The organism is Marinobacter sp. SS21, from assembly GCF_028369065.1.
GTDB lineage: Bacteria > Pseudomonadota > Gammaproteobacteria > Pseudomonadales > Oleiphilaceae > Marinobacter.
On record NZ_JAQNDA010000005.1, the window covers coordinates 158,011 to 183,041 of the forward strand.

The 25,031-nt window shown below is 59.3% G+C and carries 18 protein-coding genes; 10 read left to right on the forward strand and 8 right to left on the reverse strand.

Going from position 1 to position 25,031, the window contains the following annotated elements; all coding sequences use genetic code 11:
* Positions 1 to 3: 3 nt before the first annotated feature.
* Both N6L25_RS08795 and N6L25_RS08800 read right to left on the reverse strand, forming a co-directional pair.
* The gene (locus N6L25_RS08795) at positions 4 to 2,178 is read right to left on the reverse strand and encodes a putative bifunctional diguanylate cyclase/phosphodiesterase (protein ID WP_271979451.1); all 2,175 of its coding nucleotides are present in this window, start codon (positions 2,176 to 2,178) and stop codon (positions 4 to 6) included.
* Between the two features lie 44 nt (positions 2,179 to 2,222).
* Positions 2,223 to 2,474: an ATP-binding protein gene (locus N6L25_RS08800; RefSeq protein ID WP_334312391.1), complete on the reverse strand. Its 252-nt coding sequence runs from the start codon at positions 2,472 to 2,474 to the stop codon at positions 2,223 to 2,225.
* A 387-nt stretch (positions 2,475 to 2,861) separates the two neighbouring features.
* On the opposite strand from N6L25_RS08800, the gene N6L25_RS08805 reads away from it, so the two are divergent.
* The 5 genes from N6L25_RS08805 to N6L25_RS08825 all read left to right on the forward strand — a co-directional run bounded on the left by N6L25_RS08805 (position 2,862) and on the right by N6L25_RS08825 (position 10,922).
* Positions 2,862 to 4,271: an AAA family ATPase gene (locus N6L25_RS08805; protein WP_271979452.1), complete on the forward strand. Its 1,410-nt coding sequence runs from the start codon at positions 2,862 to 2,864 to the stop codon at positions 4,269 to 4,271.
* Positions 4,272 to 4,867: 596 nt separating this feature from the next.
* Complete coding sequence (locus tag N6L25_RS08810; RefSeq protein WP_271979453.1) at positions 4,868 to 6,403, forward strand: fatty acyl-CoA reductase; 1,536 nt, start codon at positions 4,868 to 4,870, stop codon at positions 6,401 to 6,403.
* 351 nt (positions 6,404 to 6,754) lie between these two features.
* Positions 6,755 to 8,701: an acetate--CoA ligase gene (acs, locus tag N6L25_RS08815; RefSeq protein ID WP_271979454.1), complete on the forward strand. Its 1,947-nt coding sequence runs from the start codon at positions 6,755 to 6,757 to the stop codon at positions 8,699 to 8,701.
* Between the two features lie 29 nt (positions 8,702 to 8,730).
* A complete protein-coding gene (locus N6L25_RS08820; protein ID WP_271979455.1) occupies positions 8,731 to 9,396 on the forward strand; it encodes a response regulator in 666 nt (221 codons plus the stop codon).
* A 428-nt stretch (positions 9,397 to 9,824) separates the two neighbouring features.
* Complete coding sequence (locus tag N6L25_RS08825) at positions 9,825 to 10,922, forward strand: fatty acid desaturase family protein (RefSeq protein WP_271979456.1); 1,098 nt, start codon at positions 9,825 to 9,827, stop codon at positions 10,920 to 10,922.
* Positions 10,923 to 11,179: 257 nt separating this feature from the next.
* Here N6L25_RS08825 and N6L25_RS08830 read toward each other — a convergent pair whose 3' ends face one another.
* From N6L25_RS08830 to N6L25_RS08840, 3 genes are all read right to left on the reverse strand, one after another.
* The gene (locus tag N6L25_RS08830; RefSeq protein ID WP_271979457.1) at positions 11,180 to 12,811 is read right to left on the reverse strand and encodes a GMC oxidoreductase; all 1,632 of its coding nucleotides are present in this window, start codon (positions 12,809 to 12,811) and stop codon (positions 11,180 to 11,182) included.
* A gap of 137 nt (positions 12,812 to 12,948) precedes the next feature.
* Positions 12,949 to 13,881: an alpha/beta hydrolase fold domain-containing protein gene (locus N6L25_RS08835; protein ID WP_271979458.1), complete on the reverse strand. Its 933-nt coding sequence runs from the start codon at positions 13,879 to 13,881 to the stop codon at positions 12,949 to 12,951.
* Positions 13,882 to 13,884: 3 nt separating this feature from the next.
* On the reverse strand, positions 13,885 to 15,396 hold the full coding sequence (locus tag N6L25_RS08840; protein ID WP_271979459.1) for a flavin-containing monooxygenase: 1,512 nt from the start codon (positions 15,394 to 15,396) through the stop codon (positions 13,885 to 13,887).
* 129 nt (positions 15,397 to 15,525) lie between these two features.
* Between N6L25_RS08840 and N6L25_RS08845 the strand changes: the two genes are divergently transcribed.
* A complete protein-coding gene (locus N6L25_RS08845; RefSeq protein WP_271979460.1) occupies positions 15,526 to 16,560 on the forward strand; it encodes an AraC family transcriptional regulator in 1,035 nt (344 codons plus the stop codon).
* Positions 16,561 to 16,571: 11 nt separating this feature from the next.
* Here the strand turns inward: N6L25_RS08845 and N6L25_RS08850 are convergent, their stop codons facing one another.
* A complete protein-coding gene (locus tag N6L25_RS08850; protein ID WP_271979461.1) occupies positions 16,572 to 17,600 on the reverse strand; it encodes an AraC family transcriptional regulator in 1,029 nt (342 codons plus the stop codon).
* 106 nt (positions 17,601 to 17,706) lie between these two features.
* On the opposite strand from N6L25_RS08850, the gene N6L25_RS08855 reads away from it, so the two are divergent.
* The 4 genes from N6L25_RS08855 (at position 17,707) to N6L25_RS08870 (ending at position 21,579) form a co-directional block, all read left to right on the forward strand.
* Positions 17,707 to 18,768 carry a 2Fe-2S iron-sulfur cluster binding domain-containing protein gene (locus N6L25_RS08855; RefSeq protein WP_271979462.1) on the forward strand — a complete coding sequence of 354 codons (1,062 nt, stop codon included), beginning with the start codon at positions 17,707 to 17,709 and terminating at the stop codon, positions 18,766 to 18,768.
* Positions 18,769 to 18,794: 26 nt separating this feature from the next.
* A complete protein-coding gene (locus N6L25_RS08860) occupies positions 18,795 to 19,997 on the forward strand; it encodes an alkane 1-monooxygenase (RefSeq protein ID WP_271979463.1) in 1,203 nt (400 codons plus the stop codon).
* A gap of 109 nt (positions 19,998 to 20,106) precedes the next feature.
* On the forward strand, positions 20,107 to 20,502 hold the full coding sequence (locus tag N6L25_RS08865) for a hypothetical protein (RefSeq protein WP_271979464.1): 396 nt from the start codon (positions 20,107 to 20,109) through the stop codon (positions 20,500 to 20,502).
* 69 nt (positions 20,503 to 20,571) lie between these two features.
* Positions 20,572 to 21,579 carry a putative solute-binding protein gene (locus N6L25_RS08870; protein ID WP_271979465.1) on the forward strand — a complete coding sequence of 336 codons (1,008 nt, stop codon included), beginning with the start codon at positions 20,572 to 20,574 and terminating at the stop codon, positions 21,577 to 21,579.
* A gap of 172 nt (positions 21,580 to 21,751) precedes the next feature.
* Here the strand turns inward: N6L25_RS08870 and N6L25_RS08875 are convergent, their stop codons facing one another.
* Positions 21,752 to 23,341 (reverse strand): aldehyde dehydrogenase family protein, encoded by a 1,590-nt coding sequence (locus N6L25_RS08875; RefSeq protein WP_271979466.1) that lies wholly within the window; start codon positions 23,339 to 23,341, stop codon positions 21,752 to 21,754.
* Positions 23,338 to 24,957 carry a GMC family oxidoreductase gene (locus N6L25_RS08880; protein WP_271979467.1) on the reverse strand — a complete coding sequence of 540 codons (1,620 nt, stop codon included), beginning with the start codon at positions 24,955 to 24,957 and terminating at the stop codon, positions 23,338 to 23,340. The genes N6L25_RS08875 and N6L25_RS08880 overlap by 4 nt, the downstream gene beginning before the upstream one ends.
* Between the last annotated feature and the right edge of the window lie 74 nt (positions 24,958 to 25,031).

The following is a 25,031-nucleotide window of genomic DNA, read 5'->3' on the forward strand; positions in this document are numbered from 1 at the left end:
TCCCTAAGCCAGGATCGTGGGGCGGGCCAGTTCCCCCAGCAACCGGGCAATGTGTTCCGCCGGTTGTGGCTGACCATAGAAGAATCCCTGCACCTGGTGGCAGCCGAGTTGCCTGAGGTAGTCCAGCTGGGCGTTGGTTTCCACGCCTTCAGCGACAATCTCCAGTTTCAGGCCATGGGCCATGGCGATAATGGCGTTGACAATGCAGGCGCCGTCGTCGCTGTTGCGGATGTCCTGCACAAACGACTGGTCTACCTTGAGTGTGTGAATGGGCAGCCGATGGATGTAATTGAGCGATGAATAGCCGGTGCCAAAATCGTCGATGGCAATTCGTACGCCGGCTTCCGCCAATTCCCGGAGTTTGTGGCTGATCTGTTCCAGGTCACTCATGATCACGTTCTCGGTGATCTCGATCTCCAGGTTGCGTGTCGGGAAGCGGTGGCGTGTCAGCTGTTGCATCAGGTTGTCGACAAACCCCGGCTGTTCGACCTGGATCGGCGACAGATTCACCGCCAGTTTTAGCGTCTCATGGCCGTTGTCAATCCATTGGCCAACCTGCTGGCAGGCCATGGCGAGTACTCGTTCGCTGACCGCACCGATAAGCCGGGTTTCCTCCGCCAGTGGCAGAAACTCGCCCGGGTACAATAGGCCCCGTTCCGGGTGCAGCCATCGAACCAGGGCTTCCAGGCCCAGCACTCGGTCGGTTTTTGCGCACACCTGGGGCTGGTAGAAGACCCGCAACTCGTCCCGTTCCAGTGCCAGGCGAAGGTCCCGCTCCATGCTCAGCCGGTTGGCGGTATCGGTACTCATCGCTTCGGAGAAAAAACAGTAGTCCCCCTTGCCCCGTCCCTTGACGTGGTACATGGCAATGTCGGCGTTCTGGATCAGCTGGTCGAGCGATTCTCCGGCATTCGGGAACACCGCAATGCCGATGCTGACGCCCACGAATACCTCATGCCCACCCAGGCGGAACGGGGCGCTCAGGGTATCGATCAGTTTCAGCGCAATCTGTTTGGCGTCCTCTTCACCGTGGATGGCGGGCAGCAGGAGGGTGAATTCGTCGCCACCAAAGCGGGACAGGGTATCGCCCTTGCGCAAGCAGGATTTCAGCCGACGGGTCACCGCCTGTAACAACCGGTCGCCCATGGCATGACCGAGGCTGTCGTTGATGACCTTGAAGCGGTCCAGATCGAGAAACATCACCGCGAGTTTCTGGCCGTTGCGTCGGGCTTGAGTGATGGCCAGGTTCAGCCGGTCCTTGAACAGTGCCCGATTAGGCAGGCGAGTCAGCAAGTCATGATAGGCCTGGAAATTGATGAACGCCTCGGCCTCCTTACGCTCGGTGACATCCCGGGCGGTGCCGTAGAACCGGGCCCGCTGGCTGGCGAGCTGATCCCGTGCACCGGAGGGGTGGGGCCAGGTGTTCGGGTCGATTGGGAAGGCGGTAATTTCAAAATGACGGTTGGCCTTGCGACTCCCCCGGCTTTTCATGCGTACTTCGAGCGTTCGGGGGTTGTCGGAACTGACGCTGGTATCCAGGATGGCGTGACTGCCCCGGGCGGCATCCTGTTCGTCCAGTAGGGCGCTGAAGCGGGCGCCGATCAGTTGATGGGGTGCATATCCAAGCAGCGACTGGACTTTGTTGTTGATAAAACAGATGCGCCCACTCTGGTCCAGCATGAACACGATGTCCGGGGAACTGTTGACGATGTAGCGATGCAGTGCCTCGGACTTCTCCAGGCGCGACTGCATGTCGGCGTGATTCTGCAGCAACGACTGCTGGCCCAGCACACCGCGTACGGTTTCCAGCAGTTCCTCCGGGTCAAAGGGTTTCTTTATGTAGTCGAGGGCACCCCGCCGCAGGGCCCGGCTGACCGAGGTAAATCCTTTCTCGCCGCTGACGGCAATAATGCCGCAATCGGGCTGCGCGGTGGCGGCATAGGCCATGACATCCAAGCCATTTATGTCCGGCATTCGCAGATCCAGCAGGGCCAGTTTAAACGGTCTGGCTCGCAGGGCGTCGCAAGCGGCGTGACCTCCCAGTGCCTCGGCGACTCGGTAACCGTGCTGTCGAAGCAGGCTCGCCAGGAAGTTCAGCAGTCGCGGGTCACCGTCGGCCACCAGTATCTCCGGCGGCTGTGGCTGCGAGTAAATTGACTGCTGATTATCCCAGGTCATGGAGGTGTGCCCACGCGTTCATCATTGTTGGTCTGGGGAGCTATTCAGAGGCTCCCTGGTTCGTCGACTGTCGTCGGCAGCAAAATCCGGAACAGGGTTCCGGTGGTGCCGATACGACAGCTTATGATGCCCTCCATGTCATCAGTGAGCTGTTTTACACGGCTCAAGCCGAGGCCGCTGCGGCTTGAGCCCCTGTTCGGTGCAACGGGTTGAAATAATCGCGGTTGAACGGTCGTTGGTGGCTCGGGACCCTCGTTGCCAACCCTCAATTTGACCCTGGATCGTCTGTTGGCCAAGCATGGCCCGGTACCGCCTCAGTGGAGGCGGTACCGGGCCATGCTTGGCGGCGGCAGATCGGAATAGGGTCGCAGGCGGCGGTATGTCACTCGTCGCTTAGCTGTGTCATACCCATCGGTGTGGTTCGTTGTGAATCACATTTATGACAACGCATTCATTTTTGTTGGTTGGGTAAAAGAATAGACAATATAGCCCAATTATTAAAAGGTTATTACGGTCTTTATAAGTTGATGCTTGGCCGCTTTGTGATCAGGGCCGGATTTCGTTCGGTAAAATCCTGTTAATTCTTGGCTTCTCCGGGGATATCGGCCTCGATGCACCTACTTCCGGTCTTGGGATCGCGCTAAACTTCGACGGCAGTCGCCGGGTAGAAGTCAGGAGGCGTGGTGCTTCGCCTTTCTGCCGCCGGTAGCCCGATCCCCTGTGCCGCCGCTAACCCTATGGATTCATACAGCCAAGCCAATCGTCCGGAGCGACCGCTGAAGCCTGCGGCTGAGTCGTCTGCCGGTCTGCCGCGAATTCTCGCGGTGACGGGCGGTAAGGGCGGCGTGGGGAAAACCTCCATCCTCCTGAATCTCGCGCTGGTGCTGGCGCGGGAGGGGCAGCGGGTGCTGCTGCTGGACGGCGACACCGACCTGGCGAACGTTACCATCATGCTTGGGCGTTACCCGGAGCGAACGCTGGCCCAGGTGGTGACGGGGCAGTGCGAACTGGCTGATGTCATCCTGTCTGCACCCTTCGGGCTGGATATCGTGCCCGGTGCCTCGGGCGTCCAGGAATGCCTGAATCTCGATACCGATCAAAGCCTCCGGGTGCTAAAGGCATTGGCCAGGCTTGAACGCCAGTACGATTACGTGCTGATCGATACGGCGGCGGGGCTGCAGTCGGTCGGGCTGCACATGATCGCCGCTGCGGCCATGGCCTGCGTTGTCATCACCCCCGATCCCACCTCGCTCACCGATGCATTTTCGTTGTTAAAAGTCATGCAGCGCAAGGGCTACCGAAGGACTCCCAGTGTGGTGGTCAACATGGCACGCGGGGCGAGCCAGGCCCAGGCGGTATTCCAGCGCTTCCAGGCGGCGGTGCGGCGCCACCTGGGCATGAGTCTTCATTATCTTGGGGCGGTGTGGCGGGACGAAACCATTGCGCAGTCGATTCAGCACCAGCGGCCGGTGGCCTTGTTGCCGGAGAGCGATCCGTCCTGTCGACAGTTTCTGACCTTGGCCGACATACTGGCGGTCCGCTTTACCCAGCTCCCTCAACGAAAGTCAGGTATTGCCGCCTATTGGCACCGGGTCTCTACACGTGCGCGTGAGGCGGAAGCCCTAACTCCACCGTCGCCGCCGGCGGCTTCCGGTGTGGTCGATCCATCGGTGCGCTGTCAACAGCTGGTGGAAGAGCTGGGGCGGTTGCTTGCCGATCACAGCGAGTCGGCCATGCTCCAATATGACGCATTGAACGCCGTTTTTGCCCTGTTGGGTCGCGTTATGGATGACGATGCCATCGAAATCATTCAAACCGGACTGGCGTCCCTCGATTGGGAAGCGCTCACGCCGCCCCAGCGCCTTCATTTCGCCCGCCATTTGCGTCAGCTGGCGGAGCAGGTGGAAGCTGACGTGCCGCTCTCCCAGGCGGCTCAGGCCCTCTCGCAGGGGGCTGTAGAGCCCCATTATGACCGCATCAGTTTTGGCCAGCCGAGCCAACGGAGTCGAATGCGGCAAGAGCAATCGTCCAATCCTTCCCTCGAGCAGTTCCTGCGTTCGTTGTCTGAGAAATCCGGCAATCCCCCTTCCTGATTGCGCGAAAAAATTTCTAGGGAGCCTCTGATTAACTCCGAATCGCCTCTGCGCGATCTGAAGGCTGTAGATGCAAGACGCGGTTCGCAGCCAATGGCCGTAGCCCTTGGCAAGAGCCGCAACGCCGCAGGTGCAGCCTTCAGAGCGCGCCCTTCGGGGCGTTCAGAGCCATCCACACTCGGCGTTGCGCCTTTTTGCAAGGTCCAGACATTACTGCAAAGTCGCGCCTTGATTGTGAATGGCTCTGAATGCCAGAGGGGATCCGGAGTTAATCAGAGGCTCCCTAGTTTCAAAGCGTTGCCTTTCCTGTAGCAAAATTAATCCGCAGATGGAGATTCTTTGCTGTATGTCACCGCGTTGTCATGCACACTGTGTAATGATTGGCCCAAAATGACGTGGTGGCCTGGTAAATGCAGTATCAATAACAACGGCAGGGCGAAGGTGGAACGGTTTGCCTTTTCCCGGATTGCCGACTAAAAGCTAAGGGCCACTCTCCGCCAATCAGTAGAGCGCAGAACTCTATGCCGTGGGGATACGTGGTCCATGACATGAAATGAAACAACTTCAGAGACACGAACAGAGAAGGAGTTCAAACCATGGCTGAACAACAGCTTGAAATGGGGGAATCGGAGTCGCGAGTACTAAAGCAGCTCCGTGGAAAGCACGTACTGATCACCGGTACGACGGGCTTTCTTGGCAAAGTGGTGCTGGAGAAGCTGATCCGGGCGGTACCGGATATTGGCGGCATCCATTTGTTGATCCGAGGTAACAAGCGGCATCCCGACGCCCGCGAACGTTTTATTAATGAAATTGCCTGTTCCTCGGTTTTCGAACGGTTGCGGCAGGAGGACAGTGAGGCTTTCGACGATTTTCTCGAAAGCAGGATTTACTGTGTGACCGGAGAGGTCACCAAGGAGCGGTTCGGGCTGTCGCCGGATCAATTCTCCGCTCTGGCTGGCAAACTGGACGCCTTGATCAATTCCGCCGCCAGCGTCAATTTCCGGGAAGAGCTGGACAAGGCGCTGGCCATCAATACCCTGTGTCTGAATAACGTCACCGAACTGGCCAATCTCGCCGGAGAAATACCGGTGATTCAGGTGTCCACCTGCTACGTCAATGGCAAGAATTCGGGCAAGGCACACGAAGCCGTGGTGCAGCCGGCCGGCGCGTCCATTCCGCGTCACGAACTGGGTCACTACGACATCGACGAGCTGGTCAATCTGCTGCAGGACAAGATTGCGGATGTACGTTCCCGCTATAGCGGCAAGGTGCTTGAGAAAAAGCTGGTGGACCTCGGCATCCGCGAGGCAAACCATTACGGTTGGAGTGACACCTATACCTTTACCAAATGGCTGGGTGAGCAGTTGCTGATGCAGTCCCTGGCCGGCAAGTCACTGACCATTCTCCGACCGTCCATCATCGAAAGCGCTGTGGAAGAACCGGCTCCGGGCTGGATTGAAGGGGTCAAGGTGGCGGATGCCATCATACTGGCTTACGCCCGCGAGAAGGTTACGTTGTTCCCAGGCAAGCGCTCCGGCATCATCGACGTTATCCCAGCGGATCTGGTGGGTAACAGCATTATCCTGTCCCTGGCGGAAGCCCTGGAGAAGTCCGGCAAGCATCGGATTTACCAGTGCTGCAGTGGCTCCCGCAATCCCATTACGCTGGGCGAGTTTATCGACCACCTGATGGACGAGGCGAAGCACAATTACGCCGAATACGATCAGTTGTTCTACCGCCAGCCCCGCAAACCCTTCATGGCAGTGAATCGTAGCCTGTTCGATGCGGTCATTAGTGGCGCACGATTGCCGCTGTCGATGGCGGACCGGATGCTGAAGGTGATTGGCCATACCCGTGAGCTCAAGCTGCTTAAGAACATCGACACCACCCGCTCCCTGGCCACCATTTTCGGCTTTTATACGGCGCCGGATTATGTGTTCCAGAACGACGAGTTGATGAACCTGTCCCGACGCATGGGCGCTGCCGACCAGGCACTGTTCCCGGTGGATGCTGCCTGCATCGACTGGGGCCGGTATCTGCGCAAGACTCACCTGGCGGGTCTCAACAAGTACGCGCTGAAAGAGCGCAAACTCTACAGCCTGAAATCACGCCGGACCCGCCAGGCGGCCTAAGGCGTTTATCCCCTCCTGGAACGGGCGCCACTCAGGTGGGCCCGTTCCGCGCTTTCGCTCTCCCGCAAGCGTGACTATGCTTACCGGTACTTTGGCTGGAATGTCACAAGTATCAGAGAGATACCAGCGCACGATAGCACCTGTTCGGAAGTGTTATCCAGCTAGGACGATCGTCTAATTCATCGACTAACAGCCTGCGTGTTGAACTATAGGGAATCCGTCTTTGGGAAGCCGCCAATCACTATACGACATCACAAGGCGGCATTCTCGGGCCCATTGAGGCCCGCAAGGTTCTGTTTTCACAATACCGATAATCACTAACAGATCTCTAATTACAATGAGGGGAGCACAATGACTGAGAAGCATGTATACCCGGTTAATCCGGAGTTCGCCAAGCGGGCCTTGCTCAATCGGGAACAGTATGACGCGATGTACCGTCAGTCAGTTGAAGACCCGGATGCGTTCTGGGGCGAACACGGCAAGCGACTAAGCTGGAGCAAGCCCTACTCCAAGGTCAAGAACACCAGTTACGATCAGGCCAACCTGTCTATCAAATGGTTTGAGGATGGCGAATTGAACGCCTCCGCCAACTGCCTCGATCGTCACCTGGACACCCGCGGCGATCAGACCGCAATCATTTTTGAGGGTGACGACCCTTCCGAATCCCGCCATGTCACCTACCGGGAGCTGCACGCCGAAACCTGCAAGTTCGCCAATGTCCTGAAATCCCTCGGCGTCAACAAAGGCGATGTCGTCACTATTTACATGCCGATGATTGTCGAGACGGCGGTGGCCATGCTGGCGTGTGCCCGCATTGGCGCGATCCACTCGGTGGTGTTCGGCGGTTTCTCTCCCGAGGCGCTGGCGGCGCGTATTGAAAACGGCAAGTCCCGCTTTGTGGTCACGGCCGATGAGGGTATTCGAGGCGGGCGGAAGATTCCGCTGAAGAAGAACGTGGATGCGGCCTTGTCCGGCAGCAATCTGAGCGGCGTGGAAAAGGTTGTTGTGGTCAGCCGTACCGGCGGCGAGGTGAACTGGAACGACGGCCGTGACGCCCGTTACGAGGACCTTATGGCCGCCGCTGCGCCCGACTGCGCGCCAGAGCCGATGAACGCCGAAGACCCGCTGTTCATGCTGTATACCTCCGGCTCCACCGGGGCGCCCAAGGGTGTGCTGCACACCACCGGGGGCTATCTGGTCTACGCCTCCATGACCCATCAGTATGTGTTTGATTATCAGGACGGCGATGTTTACTGGTGTACTGCCGATTTCGGCTGGGTGACCGGACACAGCTACATTCTCTACGGCCCGCTGGCCAACGGCGCGATCACCGTGCTGTTTGAAGGTGTGCCCAACTACCCGGACAGCTCCCGTATGGGCCAGGTGGTGGACAAGCATAAGGTGAACGTGCTCTACACCGCACCAACCGCCATTCGCGCGTTGATGGCGGAGGGCGAATCCTGCATGGCGGGCACGACCCGGGACAGCCTCCACCTGCTGGGGTCCGTGGGCGAGCCCATCAACCCGGAGGCCTGGGAGTGGTACTACCGTGTAATCGGCAACAGCAACTGCCCGATTGTCGACACCTGGTGGCAGACCGAGACTGGTGGCATCCTGATCTCGCCATTGCCGGGTGCCTTCGAGCTCAAGCCGGGCTCGGCTACGCTGCCGTTCTTCGGCGTGCAGCCAGCGCTGGTGGATAACGATGGCAACATCCTCGAAGGTGCCACCGAAGGCAACCTGGTGATCAAGGACAGCTGGCCTGGGCAGATGCGCACCATTTATGGTGATCACGACCGCTTCGTTCAAACCTACTTCAGCACCTACCCTGGCCGTTACTTCACCGGCGATGGCGCGCGCCGGGACGAAGACGGCTACTTCTGGATTACCGGTCGGGTCGATGACGTACTCAACGTATCCGGCCACCGCCTGGGCACCGCCGAAGTCGAAAGCGCCCTGGTGGCCCATGAGCTGGTTGCCGAAGCCGCCGTGGTGGGGTATCCCCATGACATCAAGGGGCAGGGTATCTACGTGTACGTGACCCTGGTACAGGGTGAAACCCCGACGGATGAACTGAAGAAGGAGCTGGTGCAGTGGGTGCGCAAGGAAATTGGCCCCATCGCCTCGCCCGACATTATCCAATGGGCGCCGGGATTGCCGAAAACCCGGTCAGGGAAGATTATGCGCCGGATTTTGCGTAAAATTGCAGCTAATGAGCACGATCAATTGGGAGACACCTCCACTTTGGCGGACCCCAGTGTGGTGGATGAACTCATCAGCCACCGTGCTTTCCAGTAAGGCCGACGACCCTGCGAGGACTCTGTTGAATGGCACAACAAATAATCATCGCCGATGATCACCCCCTGTTTCGCGCTGCGTTGAAACAGGCTGTGAATCAAGCGGTTCCGGATGCTGACACGGTGGAAGTGGAAAGCATCAAGGCGCTCCAGGCGGCGGTGGATTCCCACCCGGATGCGGATCTGGTCCTGCTGGATCTCAACATGCCGGGGGCCCACGGTTTTTCCGGACTCGTGTTTATGCGCGGGCAGTATCCCGGGTTGCCCGTGGTCGTGGTGTCAGGCTCAGAGGAGTTGCAGGTCATGCGGCGCTCCATCGACTATGGAGCGTCGGGTTTTATTCCAAAGTCGGCGCCCCTGCCGACCATCACCGAAGCGATTCAGGCTGTCCTGGAAGGGGATGTCTGGCTGCCGACAGGCGTGGCCGAGAAGATCGAGCGCATGCAGGCGGATACCACCGACTTTTCCGAGAAGCTGGCATCCTTGACCCCACAGCAGTTCCGGGTGTTGGGCATGTTGGCTGAGGGGCTGCTGAATAAGCAGATTGCCTACGATCTGGAGGTGTCGGAAGCCACCATCAAGGCACACATCACGGCGGTGTTCCGTAAGCTCGGAGTACGGAACCGTACCCAGGCGGTTATCGCGATCCAGCAAATGGAAATCGATCCGTCCGACACCTCCCTGTCCGGCGGATGATAAGAAGCCCTTGAGGTTTCAGGTAGTGGGGGGCAGATCGCCCCCCTTTTTTTGTTCATCATCTTTCGCTGTGAACGCCCGGGTCGACCGCCCGGCACAATCTGTTCCCGCCCAATCGCTTCAATCCAACCTGTAGCCCGTCCTGGTCGTTGAACCCCGCATCAGCACCGTATTTTTGACCGGTTTTCGATCCCTGTTTCTATAAAATGGGTACGACTGTTCTGGAATGTTTTTTCTGGCAATAAATTGTATGTCTGAATGAATTTTAGTTGGTTATTTCTTACTTGATGATAAATAAGGATAAACTGTCTGGTTTTGAGAACGTTTTGGCGGGGTGTCATCAAAGTTTTATGAATATGCCATTGCCTTGTCATGGGCCTTTCTGTAAATTCAGCTTACAAATGTACGCTGAAATAAAAGGTGAGAGAATGAACGCTGCTGTCAAACCTGAAGCAATGGATAACAAGGGTTTTGGCTTGCCCGATGAGCGGGAGCTGCGGGATCAGATGCGTAAAGATCTGCCGGCGGATACCTTCACGGCCCAAACCTGGCGGATTATCTGGTTTTTGCCGTTGCAAATGATCATTTGGGGAGGCATCGCCACGATCCTGATGGCGGGGCTGCCCTGGTACGCCAACCTGCTACTTGGCCTGGTGGTAGGCCATACCATCGGCAGTCAGGCCCTATTGGCCCACGAGGTGCTGCACGGTGCCCTGGGCATGAGCAAGCGTTGGCAGAATTTCTTTGGCTGGCTGGGTTTTGGCCCGATGGTTGTGCCGCCGGAGTTCTGGCGCAAATGGCACAACGTGGTGCACCACGGCAACACCAACATCGGTGATGTGGACCCGGACAGCTTCGGCACCCTGCGTCGCTACAAGACCGATCCGAAACAGAAGAAATTCACCAAGCTGGCCCCGGGTGGCCGTACCTGGTACAGCTACCTGTTCCTGACCTATTCCTTCACCATGCACGCCCAGCTGGTGCTGTGGTTGCAGGCCAGGAGTCGCAAGCAGTTCAAGGATCTGAACCGCAAGAAAGGCATCCGTCAGTCGTTCCTGCTGTTGGGCTGCTGGGTGGCGCTGGCGATCATTTCCGGTCCGTTGGCGCTGTTTACCGTGGTCATTCCGTTCATGGTGGCAAACGCGCTGGGCCAGGGCTACATCCTGACCAACCACTTCCTGCGTCCGCAGACGGTGTCCAACAACCCGCTGGACAACTCCATGAGCCTGCGTAGCCACCCCATCCTGGACCGGCTGCACTACCGCTTCAGTCACCATGTGGAGCACCACTTCTTCCCGAAAATGTCCTCCAACAAGGCACCACGGGTACGCAAGTGGCTGGAAGACAATCACGGCGATCGCTACATGGCCATGCCCCACGGCACCGCCATCAAGTACCTGTACAGCACGCCGCGGGTGTACAAGTCTGCCACCGAACTGGTCGATCCGATCCATCCGGAGCGCACCTTCGACCTGTTGCCGCTGCAGAAGCAGTATTCGGCGACTAATTACCGCCAGGCAGTGTGAGGCCGACAGTCGCCTGACCAGCGGCGGCTGAAAGAAAAAAGGGGGCCTCGGGGCCCCCTAAAGGCACCCTAGAAATACATCTTCCGAATCATCACCGGTAGGACCCGAACCGCCGCCTTGAGGAAGTCCCCGAGAGACTTGGGGGGCGACCAGGTGCAAGGCGTGGCGGATGGCGTCATAGCTGGCCTTGTCTTGCGGATACCACCACAGGTTTCGCTTCGCCCGGAGCCAGTCCCAGTTCACCACCTCGACCCGTGTCATTTCCTTGAGTCCCTCGGGGCCATGGGGGCGGCCGATGCCCGTTTCTCTGGGATGAAACTCATGGCGCGTTCGGCCAGGGCGGTAATGGTCAGGCTGGGGTTGACGCCAAGGTTGGCTCCCAGCATGGAACCGTCCACGACATAGAGGTTCTGGTAATTGAACACCCGGTTCTGTGCGTCGATGACGCCGTTTTCCGGCGTGTCGGCCATCGCGCACCCGCCCATGCAGTGGGCGGTGAAGGGGATGTTGAAAAAGATCTCCGCATTGGTGGTGAACGGGATGCCGTTGAAATGTTTGGCCATCTTGCGGGTGAATTCGTTGGCCTGGGGAATGTTGGTGGGTATTGGCTGGCCTTCGGTACAGAGCAGTTTCGAGAAGGGCCAATACCAGCGGCGTTTCAGGTGCATGGACAGGGAGGCATCAAGGGTCTGCATGACCAGAAAGATGAGGGACTGGCGAGCCCAGCCGGCGGGGTTGCTGGCGCGCATAAACACCAGTGGGTGACGCAGCAGCGCCCAGAGCCAGTGGAGGATGCGCATGGGGCCTTCGCCGCCCACCATCATCGCGGTCAAGGTGCTGTTCAGGTCGTGGCCATTGCCGTAGCGGGTGGCTTCGATGTGGGTATGCTGGTCAATGTGGATGCTCGAGCCAATGGCCACGCCAGGGCTCATATCGACCTGCTTGCCCGGAAACCGAATACCCAGGATGGATTCCGCGTTGGTGCGGATGCGGTTGCCCAGGTCGTCGGAGATCCGGGGCAGGGCGCCGTTCTGTTTCAGGCGGAACAGCAGTTCCTGGGTGCCCAGGGAGGAGGCGGCAAAGATCACATTGCGTGCGCGGAAACTGCGCCGCTGTTTGCGAAGCCAGGCGGTGGACCTTTCCGTTGTCACCTCATAGCCATCGGCACCGTCGGCCTTGCCATTGAGTGGGCGCACATCGGTGACCCGGGTTTCCGCGAATACCCGGGCGCCGTTCTTCTCGGCAAAATAGAGGTAGTTCTTGTCCAGGGTGTTCTTGGCGTTGTGTTTGCAGCCGGTCATGCAGCTGCCACAACCGGTGCAGGTGCCACGCTCTGGCCCCTGGCCCTCGAAATAGGGATCGGGGTAGGTTTTCCCGCCGGCCTCGCCTTCGGGCGGGAAAAACGTCGCCACTCGGGTTGGCTTGTAGGTGTCGCCGACGCCGTGGAGCTCCGCCATTTCCTTGAGCAGGTTGTCGGCAGGGCCGAACACCTTGTTTTCGGTCACGCCCAGCATTCGCTCGGCTTCGGCGAAGTGGGCCGGCATTTCGGCTTTCCAGTCGGACAGCCCGGCCCAGGAGCCGTCCTCCCAAATCGAATCAGGGGGAACCAGCAGGGTATTGGCGTAGGTGATCGAGCCGCCGCCCACGGCGTTGCCGCAGATAATCATGACGTGGCGAAACGGGCGCAGATTGAAGAAGCCCTTCAGGCCCAGTTTGGGGCGCCAGTAGAAGCGTCGGGCGTTCCAGTTGGATTCGGGAAAGTCTTCCGCCCGCCAGCGCTTGCCCATCTCCATGACGGCGACGGAATAGCCTTTTTCTGCCAGCCGGTGGGCGGACACACTGCCGCCAAATCCGGAGCCAATAATGAGGTAGTCAAAGTCATACTGCATGATGTCATGCCTCTTTCTAGGGAGTTAACCAGAGGCTCCCTGGTTATTGTTTTGGGGCGCAAAACCGGGCGGTTTTACATCGTTCATCGTAGCGAGTTTGGTGGCCTGGCTCTGGGTTATTAATGGACAGTTGGGGGTTATAAGTTGACAGAGTTGGCCGTGCCGGCCCGGTTAGCGCAGCGCAGGGCCGCCTTTGTCCGGATGAAGTCGCCAATGGCTGTGACCGCCTGGTTCGCTTCGTCAAGCCAACCGTATTGCAGCTGGAACACATGCCACAGTTCCGGGTGGTGCTGGAGCTGGCAGTCCGCCCCGGCGGCCAGTGCGCGTTGCTGCAGGCGCTGGGCGTCCGATAGCAGGATCTCTTCCGAGCCCACCTGGATCAGCAGCGGCGGCAAACCGGACAGCTCTGCCCAGAGCGGAGAGCCCGCGATGTCGGTGTCCGAACCGTGACCACGGTAGGCCTGCGCGGCCCAGCGCAACCAGCCCGCCGACAACATCGGGTCACGGCGCCGGTGGCTGGTGATGGAATCGCCGCTGAGGCTGGCATCGGCCCACGGAGAAAGCAGAACCAGTGCGGCCGGTGATGGCAGCCCGGCATCGCGAATCGCCAGTGCCAGCTCCAAAGCCAGGCCGGCCCCAGCGGAATCGCCCGCGATGGTGAGCTGGGCGGGATCCTGGCCCTGCGCCAGCAAGGCCGCATACACCGCTAGGGCGTCGTTCAACGCCGCCGGATGCGGATGCTCCGGCGCCAGCCGGTAGTCCGGAAGCCAGACCCGTGCGCCGGCCGCATCCCCGATCGCCGCCGCCAGTTTGCGGTGACTGCCAAAACCTCCCATCACATAGGCGCCACCGTGTAGGTACAGCACGCCCGTGGCGGGTTTGTAGCGCTCGGGATCGATGGTTAGCGATGGCACCGAGGCGATGCGGCCGGCACGATACACCGCGCCTTTGGGGCCGCGCAGGGACAGGGCAGCGAGGCGGCCCCAGGCCCGCTGAAAGCCAACGGGCACCCTGGCGGACAGCACCGGTTTTACCAGCAGCCGAAGGCACCAGAACCAGAGGTACGCCACGGCTTAGGCTCCTGCTGCTTCGGTGGCGGGCTGTAGCTCGTAATCCTGTAGATCCAGGCTGCTGGTCATCAGGCGGTAACTGAAGGTAAATCCGGGCCAGTTGTTGGTGTTCTTGCCGGAGGCGGTTTTATACCAGGAGGTACAGCCGGCTTCCCAGACACTGCCCTTGAGCCGGTCCTGAATCTGCTGGGCATAGCTGTCCTGACGCTCGGATTTGACGTTCATGTACCTAAGCCCGGGATCCTGCAGCATCTTGATGCACTGGGTGACGTAACGGATCTGGGATTCCAGCATGAAGACGATGGAGCTGTGGGCCAGGTTGGTGTTGGGACCATAGAGAATGAACAGGTTGGGGAAACCGGACACGCAGAGCCCTTTGTAGGCCTCGGCGCCATCTTTCCAGGCCTGGTTGAGGTCGAGTCCGTCGAGGCCGCTGATCGTCATGGGGGCCAGGAAATCGGTGGCCTTGAAGCCGGTGCCATAGATGATGGCATCCACCTCATGGCGACTCCCGTCGCGGGTGACAATGGCGTGTTCCTCGATACGCTCGATACCGTCGGTCACCAGATCCAGGTTGTCCTGATTGATGGCGTCGTACCAGTCGTTGGAAATCAACACCCGCTTGCAGCCCACCGGGTAGTCCGGAATGATCTTGGCGCGCTTGACGGGGTCTTTGATTTTCTTGCGCGCCAGCTGTTTGGCCTGCCATTTGAACGCATTCAGCAGGAAGCCGTAACGGGTGAAGGCCAGGGCCCGGCTTTCGTTCTTCCAGTAGATCAGCGAGCGGTAAACGCGATCGGCAATGGGCAGGGCCTCGAACAGCCATTGTTCGAAGCCGGTAAAAGGCCGGTCAGGCTTTGGAATGACCCAGGCGGCGGATCGCTGGAACAGCTTAAGCTCCGATACCTTGGACACGATCTCCGGTACGAACTGGATCGCGCTGGCGCCGGTGCCGACGACCGCGACCCGTTTACCCGCAAGGTCATAGTCGTGATCCCAGCGTGCGGAATGGAAGACCTTGCCCTGAAAGGTTTCAAGGCCCGGTAGGTTGGGGTAGGCGGGTTGATTCAGCTGCCCGGTTGCCGACACCAAGGCATGGGCTTCGAGCGTGTCTCCGCTTTTGGTTCGAATACTCCAGAGCCCGCTTTCTTTGTCGAAGGTGGCCGATTCGACTTCCTGGTTGAAACGGATATGGTCGTGCAGGCGGTACTTGGTGGCACAGCTTTCCATGTAGGAGCGGATTTCCGGTTGCAGGCCGAACTTGCGACTCCAGTCGCTCTTTGGTTCGAAGGAATAGGAATAGAGGTGGGACTGGACGTCGCAGGCCGCGCCCGGATAGGTGTTGTCCCGCCAGGTTCCGCCGACACTGGCCGCTTTCTCAAGAATGGTGAACGATTCGATTCCGGCATTCTTGAGCTGAATGGCCATACCAAGCCCGCCAAAGCCGGTGCCGATGATGACAATGTGCGGTGTGGTGTTGTGGGGTGCAGTGTTGTGGTTGTTTTCTGTGTTCATGCCCTGTTTCTCCCAGGTATCGAGGCGACCAATGGGGACAGTGTAGGAACGCTGGGCTTGCCGAACGATGAGCTGTCGGGACAAAATATCAATAAAAAAGGACATTCACTGGGGCGTTGGAGGGTTGCCATGCCGGCTTGGGATATTCATCGAACCGTAAACAGCGCCCGTATCCTGACGGACCTGGCGGTCGAGCGCGGCCTGCCGGAGGCCAAGGCCTTGGCCGGCACCGGCATTAGCCACAGCCAGTTGCAGCTGCCCGACACCGTGGTGGAGGCCCGTCAGGAACTGCGGCTGATTGGCAACATCGTGAAAGGGTTGGGACACCTGCCTGCGCTGGGTGTGCAGGCCGGTATGCGCTATCACTTCAATGCGTTCGGTGCCCTCGGCTTTGCGCTGGTGAGCAGCCGAACCTTGCAGGACGCCATCGAAACCGGGTTGAAGTATGTTCAGCTGACGTTCGGCTTCAGCGCCCTCGAATTACGGGTAACGCCGGACCGAACCCACGTTTACTTCGATCCTGACGGCGTACCCGATCCGGTGAAGCAGTTCGTCGTCGAACGGGACAGCGCCTGCCTGGCAACTTTGCAGCGAGACATTTTCAGTAGTGTGTCGCCGCTCGTGGGCCTTCATTTTACGTTTGATGCCCCAGACGACCTGGCGCCCTATGAGGCTTTTTATGGCGTTACACCCAGGTTCGGCATGGCGCGCAATGCCATGATTCTGAACACCGCTCAGTTGCAGAAGCCATTGCCTCAGGCCAGCGATCTTGCCCGCACGATGGCGGAATCCCAGTGCGAGGCGCTGTTGAACCAACGGCTGCAGCGGGCGGGCCTGGCCGCCAGGGTGCGGCAGTTTCTGGCCAGCAATGCCCGGAACATGCCGGATATGGAAGCCGCGGCCAGGGCCATGAACACCATCCCCAGAACCTTGCGTCGCCGCCTGTTGCAGGAGCGCACCAGTTTTGCCGAACTCCGGGACGAAGTTCGCCAGACCCTGGCGGAGGAGTACCTGTCTGGGCCCCGGTTATCGGTGGAGCAGGTGGCGGAACGGCTGGGGTACTCGGGGGCGACGAGTTTCATTAATGCCTACAAACGGTGGTACGGCGTTACCCCATCCGCCGGTCGGCCAGCGCGCCAGCCGGATCTCGATGGCAGGTATTAATCAGCGGCTCCTTAAAGCCGACGCGAGGCCAGAAACTCCGAAGGCGGCACCGACTCCCAGCGTTTAAACGCCTTACGGAAGTTGGCAATGTCGGAGTAGCCCAGGGCGAAGGAGATTTCCTGAATCGTCATCTGTCCGGTTTCCAGGTAACGAATCGATAACTGGTGCCTCACCCCCTCCAGCACCGCCCGGTAGGAGGTCCCCTCGCCAATCAGCCGCCGATGCAAGGTGCGCGGGGTCACATGGAACCGCCTCGCCGTCATCTCCAGTGTCGGGAAGCCATGCCGGCTTTGCAGCATCAGGCGACGCACCCGGGCAGCCCAGGTGTGCTCAGACGGCATCTTATCCAGTTCCTGCTGGCACACCTTCAGGGCTTCCTGAAAGCTGACGGTGTTCGCCATCTTCAGTGGCTGGTCGATGCTGGCTAACGGTAACGCAAAGCCGGCGGACTCCTGATTGTAGGAGACCGGGCAGCGGAACATGGCCTCGGCCAGCTTGCTTTCGCCATCAAATGGGAAGGTCACGTGCAGGATGTTGCAGGTGCCAAGGGTGGTGAAATCCAGGATGTTGCGGATGGCCAGAACGATGGCTTCGGTCACCGGCTTGCGGATGTCCTGCAGTGGGCGGTTCTCCAGAAAATTCACCCAAAGCCGCCCGTCCTTTTCTAACGTTTCCATGGTCACCAGGTCCGTGCGCAGCACCAGGTAGCGCTCCAGCAGCTCCACGATCTGACGGGTTGTCCCGCTACTCATGGCTGCGTAGCCGAGAATGCCATGGGTGTTGATCAGCAGGCGCTCGCCGATCATCAGGCCAAGTGCGTTGTCGTCGCTGAATCGCCCGGCATCCAGCAGCAATTGCCGGAAGGTGCCCCAGGGCATGGTGACCAGTGACTCCTCTTCCTTGTCCGGGTGGATGCCGAGATGGCGCAGCCAGGCCTCGGTCGGAACACCTCGGTCCTCGACAATCCCGATGATCTGGAGGACGTAGTGGTTGGGCAGGGTGACGTTTTGACTGTTTAGTGTGACGTTTTGATTGCTCATTCGACCGATTGTCAATAAATAACCCATGGCTGTCAATTAATCACCCAGCGCTGCCCCCGGTTCAGCAGTAGCATGAATCGGGTAAGGCATCGACAGGGGGTAGCCCATGTTTTCATTCTTCAAGAACAAAGCGTCTGCGCCAGCGGTACGTTACGCAGACATCAATGGCAAACGGGTTGAGGTACGGCCAAAGGAAACGCTGCTGCATGCGGCCTTGCGGGAGAACATCGACTTTCCCCACAGCTGCCGCGTAGGGGGCTGCGCGTCCTGCAAGTGTCGCCTGCTGGCGGGCAAGGTCAAAGAGCTTACCGACATTGGCTATATCCTCAGCGATGAGGAACTCGAGCAGGGCTATATCCTTGCCTGCCAGAGTGTGCCGCAAAGCGATGTCAGTATTGACGTGGACCTGAGTGCCCAAACTCAGCGCAAGCGCCTGACCGGCCGGGTGGTGTTACAGCAGCGTCTGACCCCTGACATCACCCATCTGAAGATTCAGCTGGCCGAGGTGCTGGACTACAAAGCCGGCCAGTTCGCCGATCTTGCCATGGCATCCCTGCCAGGCCACACCCGCAGCTATTCGTTCGCCTCACCGCCGCAACCGGACTCATCGGTGTCGTTCTTTATCCGTAAGGTGCCCGGTGGTGCCTTTTCAACCGACGTCAATGAGCGGGACCTGATCGGCCAGGCCATCACCGTGGACGGCCCCGTTGGCGAGTTCTGGCTCCGTCCCTCCGATGTCCCAATGATCCTGATTGCCGCTGGCAGCGGGCTTGCCCCGATTCTCGCCATGCTTCAGCACGCTCTCGCTGAGCAATGCCAGCGCCCGGTGGTGTTGCTGTTCGGGGCTCGAACCCAGGCGGATCTCTACGCGCTGGAGCAGATCCGCACCCTCGAAGAGAGGTGGCCGGCACCGTTCGAGTTTTTCCCGGTGCTGTCCCGAGAGGATGAGCAGTCGGATTGGCACGGTGCCCGAGGGCGGGTGACCGACGCCATTCCAACCCTGCGGCTGGCGGGTGCGGAGGCCTACCTGTGTGGGCCGCCCGCCATGATCGATGCGGCGGCGGCGCTGTTGGTCGCCGGGGGCGTGCGCCGAGAAGACCTTTACGCGGATCGCTTTACCACCGTTGCAGATGCCTTGAACACCAGTTCCGTTGAGCTGGTGGATTAATCGACATTGACGTGAGGACCCGACAGATGATGATTTTTCACTACCTGAAGTTCTTTCTGTTTCACGGCGTGGGGCTCTTGTCCTTCGCCTCGCTGATGGCTGGCGGACACTGGATCAGCCTTGGCCTGCTGGCGGTACTGGCTATCTACATTGGTGGCGACGGACTGTGTGGCGATGACACCACGACGCCGGAGTTCAAACGCCCGAAAATTCTGACGGTGCAGCTATGGATGGCCTTGCCGCTGCTGGCGCTGATCGTGTTCGCGGCGGTCTGGAGCTTTAGCGCCGTCGATGTGCTGGGTTTTGGGGCCCTGGTGACGGATCTCACCGGGTATGACGTGCTCGCCGCCCGGGAGGCGACGTCTTTTGGCCATCACCTGTCCGGTGTTGTGCTCACCGGTCTGATGATTGGCGTCATCGGCACCATCACCGGTCATGAGTTGACCCACCGAACCTGGGACCCGATCTCGATGTTGGTTGGCCGCTGGTTGCTGGCCTTCAGTTTCGACACCGTCTTCTCGATTGAGCACGTCTACGGTCACCACCGTTACGTGTCCACCACCGAAGACCCGGCGACGGCGCCCCGAGGACGCAATGTCTATCACCACGTTGTGGCCTCAACCCTGAAAGGCAATGCCAGCGCCTGGAAAATCGAAAAGCGTCGGCTATCCCGCAAGGCGCTGTCAGTATGGTCCTGGCGGAATGCCATGATTCGCGGGCACATGATGAGTGCGCTGTTGGTTGTCTGCGCCTTTGCCATGGGGGGCGTCCCGGCAGCGTTGTATTTCGTGGCCTGTGCCGTGTGGGGGAAGGCGCTGCTGGAGATCGTCAACTACATGGAGCACTACGGCATGGTGCGTAACCCCAAAACCCCGGTTCAGCCCCGCCATTCCTGGAACACCAACAAGCGCATCAGCTCCTGGACCATGTTCAACCTGACGCGCCACTCCCATCACCACGCCCAGGGCGAAGTGCCTTACCAGGATCTCAAGCCATTTCCTGAAGCACCCATGATGATCAGCGGTTACCTCACCACCATCGTGATCGCCATGATCCCGCCCCTTTGGCACAAGCTGATGACCCCCAAGGTGCTGGAGTGGGACCGCAAATACGCCTCCGATGAAGAGCGGATTCTGGCGGCCCAGGCCAACGCAGCTAGTGGCATACCGGAATTGATGAGTGCCAACCAGGACTACCCGCAGCAGAGCACTCTCGCTGTGAGCGGCTGAAAGCGGGTTGACGGTGGGCCGGGCCCGCGAACGGTACAACTGGAATCGGGCGCCTGGTTCGGCACCGGGCGCGATCAACCGCACCGCATTTCGAAGACAAGAGCGACAAATGAAGTTGGTCATCTATACGAAGCGCAACCCGGGCCGGCCAAGGCCGTTGTGGATCGAGGTTGCCATCGATTCGGCATACCTGGACCGGGTTCGGGAACTCAGATCGCACTTAAGGCAACGGGGAGGTGGTTATGAAGTGTTAGCGACCGCTGGCAAGTGGCAACCCAGGCAGGACTACCAGAGCTACCGATTGGAGGCCCTGTGTGACAAGTACCGGCTGAAATTCCGGCTGGTTAGCCAGGGTTCCGACCATCGGGTGTTTTCCAACGGCATCTTGATGGAACAGCTTCTGGAGCTGAATGCGCGATCGGGAGCGAGGGAGCGAGTGTTCCATGGCAACGATCAACCGGTTCTGATGGCCATTTATTACTCCACCAGAAACTCAGCGGTTTGAATGCGACGCAGGCAAACCCGAACTCAAAACCAAATGACTCAATAACTACAAAACCCAGGAGAAAGTCACATGCGAAAGTTCATTGGCGCTTTAGCCCTGTCCTGTATGGCCCCTTTGGCGTCGGCCAATTCGCTGTCGGTCTGCGTGTTTGATGTGATCGGTGCCAACGGTGATGTGTTCAACCTGATGAAAGACTTTGCTCTTGAAGCCAAGTCCATCGGCGTGGATCTCGAGCTGAAACCCTACACCGACGAGGGCGTTGCGGTCGCGGATTTCAATGCCGGCCAGTGTGATGCGGTGGCTGCCACCGACCTGAGGACGCGGCCCTTTAACCCGTTTACCGGCTCCATCAGTGCGGTCGGCGCGTTGCCCAGTTACGACAACCTGCGAACGTTGCTGGCAACGCTGGCCCAGCCCAAGGCGGCCCCCCTGATGAAATCCGGTGGCTTTGAGGTGCTGGGCATTCTTCCCATTGGTGCGGGCTATCTGTTTGTGAATGACCGCAGCATCAATTCGGCCTCCGCGCTGGCCGGTAAGCGCATGGCAACGTTGGATTATCAGAAAGACGCCATCCACATGGTGAACTACGTCAAAGCCACCGTGGTGCCCTCCGATATCACCAATTTCGCCGGCAAATTCAACAACGGCTCGGTCGATACCGCCTATGCGCCGGCCTTCGCCTACGAGGCGCTGGAACTCTATAAGGGCATCCAACCGGACGGAGGCATCGTCAACTACACCTTGGCGCAGCTTACCGTACAGATCATTGCGCGGGATGACCGGCTGGACGATGAGACCGCCCAACAAACCCGGGAGATTGCCTGGTCCATGTTCCCGCAGACCATGGAACTGATCGGCCGGCAGGAATCGGCAATTCCGCAATCGAGCTGGATTGATATCTCTAGCCAGGACATCGAGGGATACCAGGAAATGTTCCGTCAGAACCGCCTCCAGATGCGGGACGGCACCCAGGGGGCACCGACCGTGTACGATCCACGCATGCTGGCGCTGATGTCAAAAATACGCTGTGCCGATGATCCGGCGTTGTCTGAATGTACCGCCACTGACCGGGAGTAATGCCGGTCATTACTGACGACGCAAGATGTCAGGGCTTCGCTCCCCCGGGTGCCGGTGCACCTGGGGGAGGGTGGCGGGATTGGGCCTGAAATCTGGCAGCCTGCTCCTGCGGACCGGGAGGGCATCGGTGACTCATCTGGACGCTATGAGTCACCGGATGACGATGGGGCCGTTAGAAGTACATCTTCCGAATCATCACCGGCAACACCTTCACCGCTGCGCGCAGAAAATCGAATGGCGAGCGCGGCGCCACAAGGTATAAGGCGTTGCGTATGGCGTTGTAGCTGGACCTGTCTTGCGGGTACCACCAAAGGTTACGTTTCGCTTTGAGCCAATCCCAGTTAACCACCTTGGGTTTGGTCATTTCCATCAACCCTTCCGGGCCGTGGGTGCGGCCGATACCGGATTCACCCGGGCCACCCCAGGGCACGTCGGACATGGCGTGGGTGTAAAGATGATCATTGATGGCGACCACGCCGCCTTTGATCCGGTTAGCCAGCTGCTTGCCATGACGGGTGTCACGGGTCCAGATTGAGGCCGTCAGCGCCATGGGGGAGTCGTTGGCGAGTTCAACGGCTTCGTCTTCGGTGCGAAATGGCATGACCGGCATGATCGGGCCAAAGGTTTCTTCCCGCATCAGTGTCATGGCGTGATCGACGTCGGTCACCAGTGTGGCCGGGTGGAAATGACCATCGCCATGGCCTGGTCCCTCAGACTGGGCGACAATGGTTGCGCCGGACGCCACCGCTTCGGCCAGCTGTTTTTCAACCGTGAGGCGTTGGCTGGCGGTGGTCATCGAGCCAATATCCACCGAACACTCGTCGTTGGGAACCCCGTGCCGCAGGGCCCGGGTTCGGTCCGCCAGCAGCGTCACGAAGCGATCGTAGACCGATTCGTGCACATAGATCCGCTCCACGCCGCCGCAGGATTGCCCGGCATTCTGGTAGCCGGCCCAGGCCGCGCCATTGGCGGCGCGTTCCAGGTCTGCGTCTTTCAGCACGATCATCGGGTCTTTGCCGCCGAGTTCCAGGGACACCGGCGTCAGAGTCTCGGCGGCCTGGGCCATGAGTTGCTTGCCGGTGGGCACCGAGCCGGTAAAGAACAGCTTGTCGATGCCATTTTCGAACATCGCCGTCGAGACGCGCCCGCCAGAGCCGACAATGTGGCTGAACAGGCCATCCGGCAGTTCACCGGCCGCGATGATCTCTTCAATGGCCTTGCCCACCAGGGGGGTTGCCGCGGCGACCTTGAGCACGATGGCGTTACCGGCCATCAAGCCCATCAGGATCTCGCCAAAGGGAATGGACAAGGGGTAGTTCCAGGGGCTGATGATACCCACCACCCCCAAGGGTTCATGACGGACTTCGGAACGTTTTCCCACCCAGAGCAGACTCGATGGGCCGCGGCGCTCCGGTGCGAGCACCTTGGCGGCGTTCTTGCCGTACCAATCGCAGGCCAACTGGCAGGGCAGTACCTCGGTGATGAGGGCGTCCATGCGGGTTTTGCCGTTGCTGTCGCTGATCAGACGGGCCAGGTCGTCGGCGTTGTCGCGAATGTGGTTACGCATCTTTATGAGGTGCTTGTGTCGTTGGGCAAAGCTCTTCTGTGCCCAGATCTTTTGTGCGCGACGGGCCTGATTAAAGATCGATGCGTAGTCCTCTTCAGGAGTGTTGGGAACCTCGCCAAGGAGTGCTCCGGTGGCCGGGTTCGGCGCAGCGGTGATTTTTCCGGTCCTGACGTTGGGGGTGACAGCCTGGTTCATAGGGTCGCTTCCTTCATGGCTTGATCTCGGTGAGGAATGAAACTCATCGCGCGTTCCGCGAGGGCGGTGATGGTCAGACTGGGGTTTACGCCCAGGTTGGCACCGAGCATTGCGCCGTCCACCACATAAAGATTTTGGTAGTTGAACACCCGGTTCTGAGCGTCGATGACGCCTCGTTGTGGTGAATCCGCCATGGCGCACCCACCCATGCAGTGAGCTGTAAAGGGCACATTGAAGAACACTTCCGTTGCGGTGGTGAACGGTATGCCGTTGAAATGGGCGGCCATCTTCTTGGTGAACTCATTGGCCTGGGGAATGTTGGTGGGGATCTTTTTCCCCTCACTGCAAAGAATCCTGGTGAACGGCCAATACCAGCGGCGCTTGAACCGCATATTCAGCGAAGCGTCCAGAGTCTGCATCACCAGGAAGATCAGTGACTGGCGGGCCCAGTTGGCTGGGCTTACCGCCCGGGCAAAGGTAACGGGATGGCGAAGCATGGCCCAGAACCATTTCAGAATTCTCAGTGGGCCTTTGCCGTCTACCATGAGCGTCATCAGCGAGGCCATCATGTTGTGGCCGTTGCCGTAGCGAGTGGCTTCAATGTGGGTGTGTTCATCAATGTGGATGCCTGAGCCGATCGCTACGCCCTCACTGATGTTGATGTCTTTGCCCGGGAAGCGGATGCCAACAATCGATTCGGCATTGGTACGTACCCGGTTACCCAGGTCATCGGAGATATTGGGCAGCGAGCCATTCTGTTTCAGTTTGAACAGCAGCTCTTGGGTGCCCAGTGAGGATGCCGAGAACACAACACTCCTTACGCGGAAGGTTTGGCGCTGTTTGCGAACCCAGGCGGTGGAGCGTTCGGTGGTGATCTCATAGCCGGCGGAACCGTCGGCTCTGCCATTGAGTGGGCGCACATCCACCACGCGGGTTTCGGCGTACACTTTGGCGCCATTCTTTTCGGCAAAGTACAGGTAGTTTTTATCCAGCGTGTTCTTTGCGTTGTATTTGCAACCGGTCATGCAGCTACCGCAGCCGGTGCAGGTACCGCGATCCGGGCCTTCGCCGCCGAAGTAGGGATCAGGATAGGTCTTGCCCCCTTCCTCTCCCTGCGGGGGGAAGAAAGCCGCAACGCGGGTTGGTTTGTAGGTGTGGCCGACACCCTGGAGCTCCGCCATTGATTTCAGCAGGTGGTCCGCAGTGCCGAAAATCCGATTTTCGGTGACGCCCAGCATGCGTTCAGCTTCGGCATAGTGGCCGGGCATTTCGTTCTTCCAGTCAGACAGACCGGCCCAGGAACCGTCTTCCCAGACGGAATCCGGTGGCACCAGCAGGGTGTTGGCGTAGGTGATCGAGCCACCGCCAACGGCATTGCCGCAAATGATCGCAACATGGCGGAAAGGGCGCAGGTTAAAGAATCCCTTCAGACCAATCTTCGGGCGCCAGTAATAGCGGTTTACCTGGGTGTTGGATTCGGGGAAGTCCTCCGCGCGCCAGCGCTTACCCATTTCCATAACGGCAACGGAATAGCCCTTTTCGGTCAGGCGATGGGCGGATACACTCCCGCCGAAGCCGGAGCCGATGATCAAGTAATCGAAGTCGAAATTGGTCATGTTACCTCTTCCTGTTGCGGAACCGTTTGCGGGGTCCGTGCAGTTTGTTGTTGTGGGATTAGGTGGATGCCGCA

Excerpts from the sequence above, each read along its gene's own strand:
- acs (WP_271979454.1), top strand. The coding sequence starts at position 6,755 with ATGACTGAGAAGCATGTATACCCGGTTAATCCGGAGTTCGCCAAGCGG.
- N6L25_RS08840 (WP_271979459.1), bottom strand. The coding sequence starts at position 15,396 with ATGAACACAGAAAACAACCACAACACTGCACCCCACAACACCACACCG.
- N6L25_RS08850 (WP_271979461.1), bottom strand. The coding sequence starts at position 17,600 with ATGAGCAATCAAAACGTCACACTAAACAGTCAAAACGTCACCCTGCCC.
- N6L25_RS08830 (WP_271979457.1), bottom strand. The coding sequence starts at position 12,811 with ATGCAGTATGACTTTGACTACCTCATTATTGGCTCCGGATTTGGCGGC.
- N6L25_RS08795 (WP_271979451.1), bottom strand. The coding sequence starts at position 2,178 with ATGACCTGGGATAATCAGCAGTCAATTTACTCGCAGCCACAGCCGCCG.
- N6L25_RS08860 (WP_271979463.1), top strand. The coding sequence starts at position 18,795 with ATGATGATTTTTCACTACCTGAAGTTCTTTCTGTTTCACGGCGTGGGG.
- N6L25_RS08870 (WP_271979465.1), top strand. The coding sequence starts at position 20,572 with ATGCGAAAGTTCATTGGCGCTTTAGCCCTGTCCTGTATGGCCCCTTTG.
- N6L25_RS08810 (WP_271979453.1), top strand. The coding sequence starts at position 4,868 with ATGGCTGAACAACAGCTTGAAATGGGGGAATCGGAGTCGCGAGTACTA.
- N6L25_RS08825 (WP_271979456.1), top strand. The coding sequence starts at position 9,825 with ATGAACGCTGCTGTCAAACCTGAAGCAATGGATAACAAGGGTTTTGGC.
- N6L25_RS08880 (WP_271979467.1), bottom strand. The coding sequence starts at position 24,957 with ATGACCAATTTCGACTTCGATTACTTGATCATCGGCTCCGGCTTCGGC.
- N6L25_RS08865 (WP_271979464.1), top strand. The coding sequence starts at position 20,107 with ATGAAGTTGGTCATCTATACGAAGCGCAACCCGGGCCGGCCAAGGCCG.
- N6L25_RS08845 (WP_271979460.1), top strand. The coding sequence starts at position 15,526 with ATGCCGGCTTGGGATATTCATCGAACCGTAAACAGCGCCCGTATCCTG.
- N6L25_RS08855 (WP_271979462.1), top strand. The coding sequence starts at position 17,707 with ATGTTTTCATTCTTCAAGAACAAAGCGTCTGCGCCAGCGGTACGTTAC.
- N6L25_RS08820 (WP_271979455.1), top strand. The coding sequence starts at position 8,731 with ATGGCACAACAAATAATCATCGCCGATGATCACCCCCTGTTTCGCGCT.
- N6L25_RS08875 (WP_271979466.1), bottom strand. The coding sequence starts at position 23,341 with ATGAACCAGGCTGTCACCCCCAACGTCAGGACCGGAAAAATCACCGCT.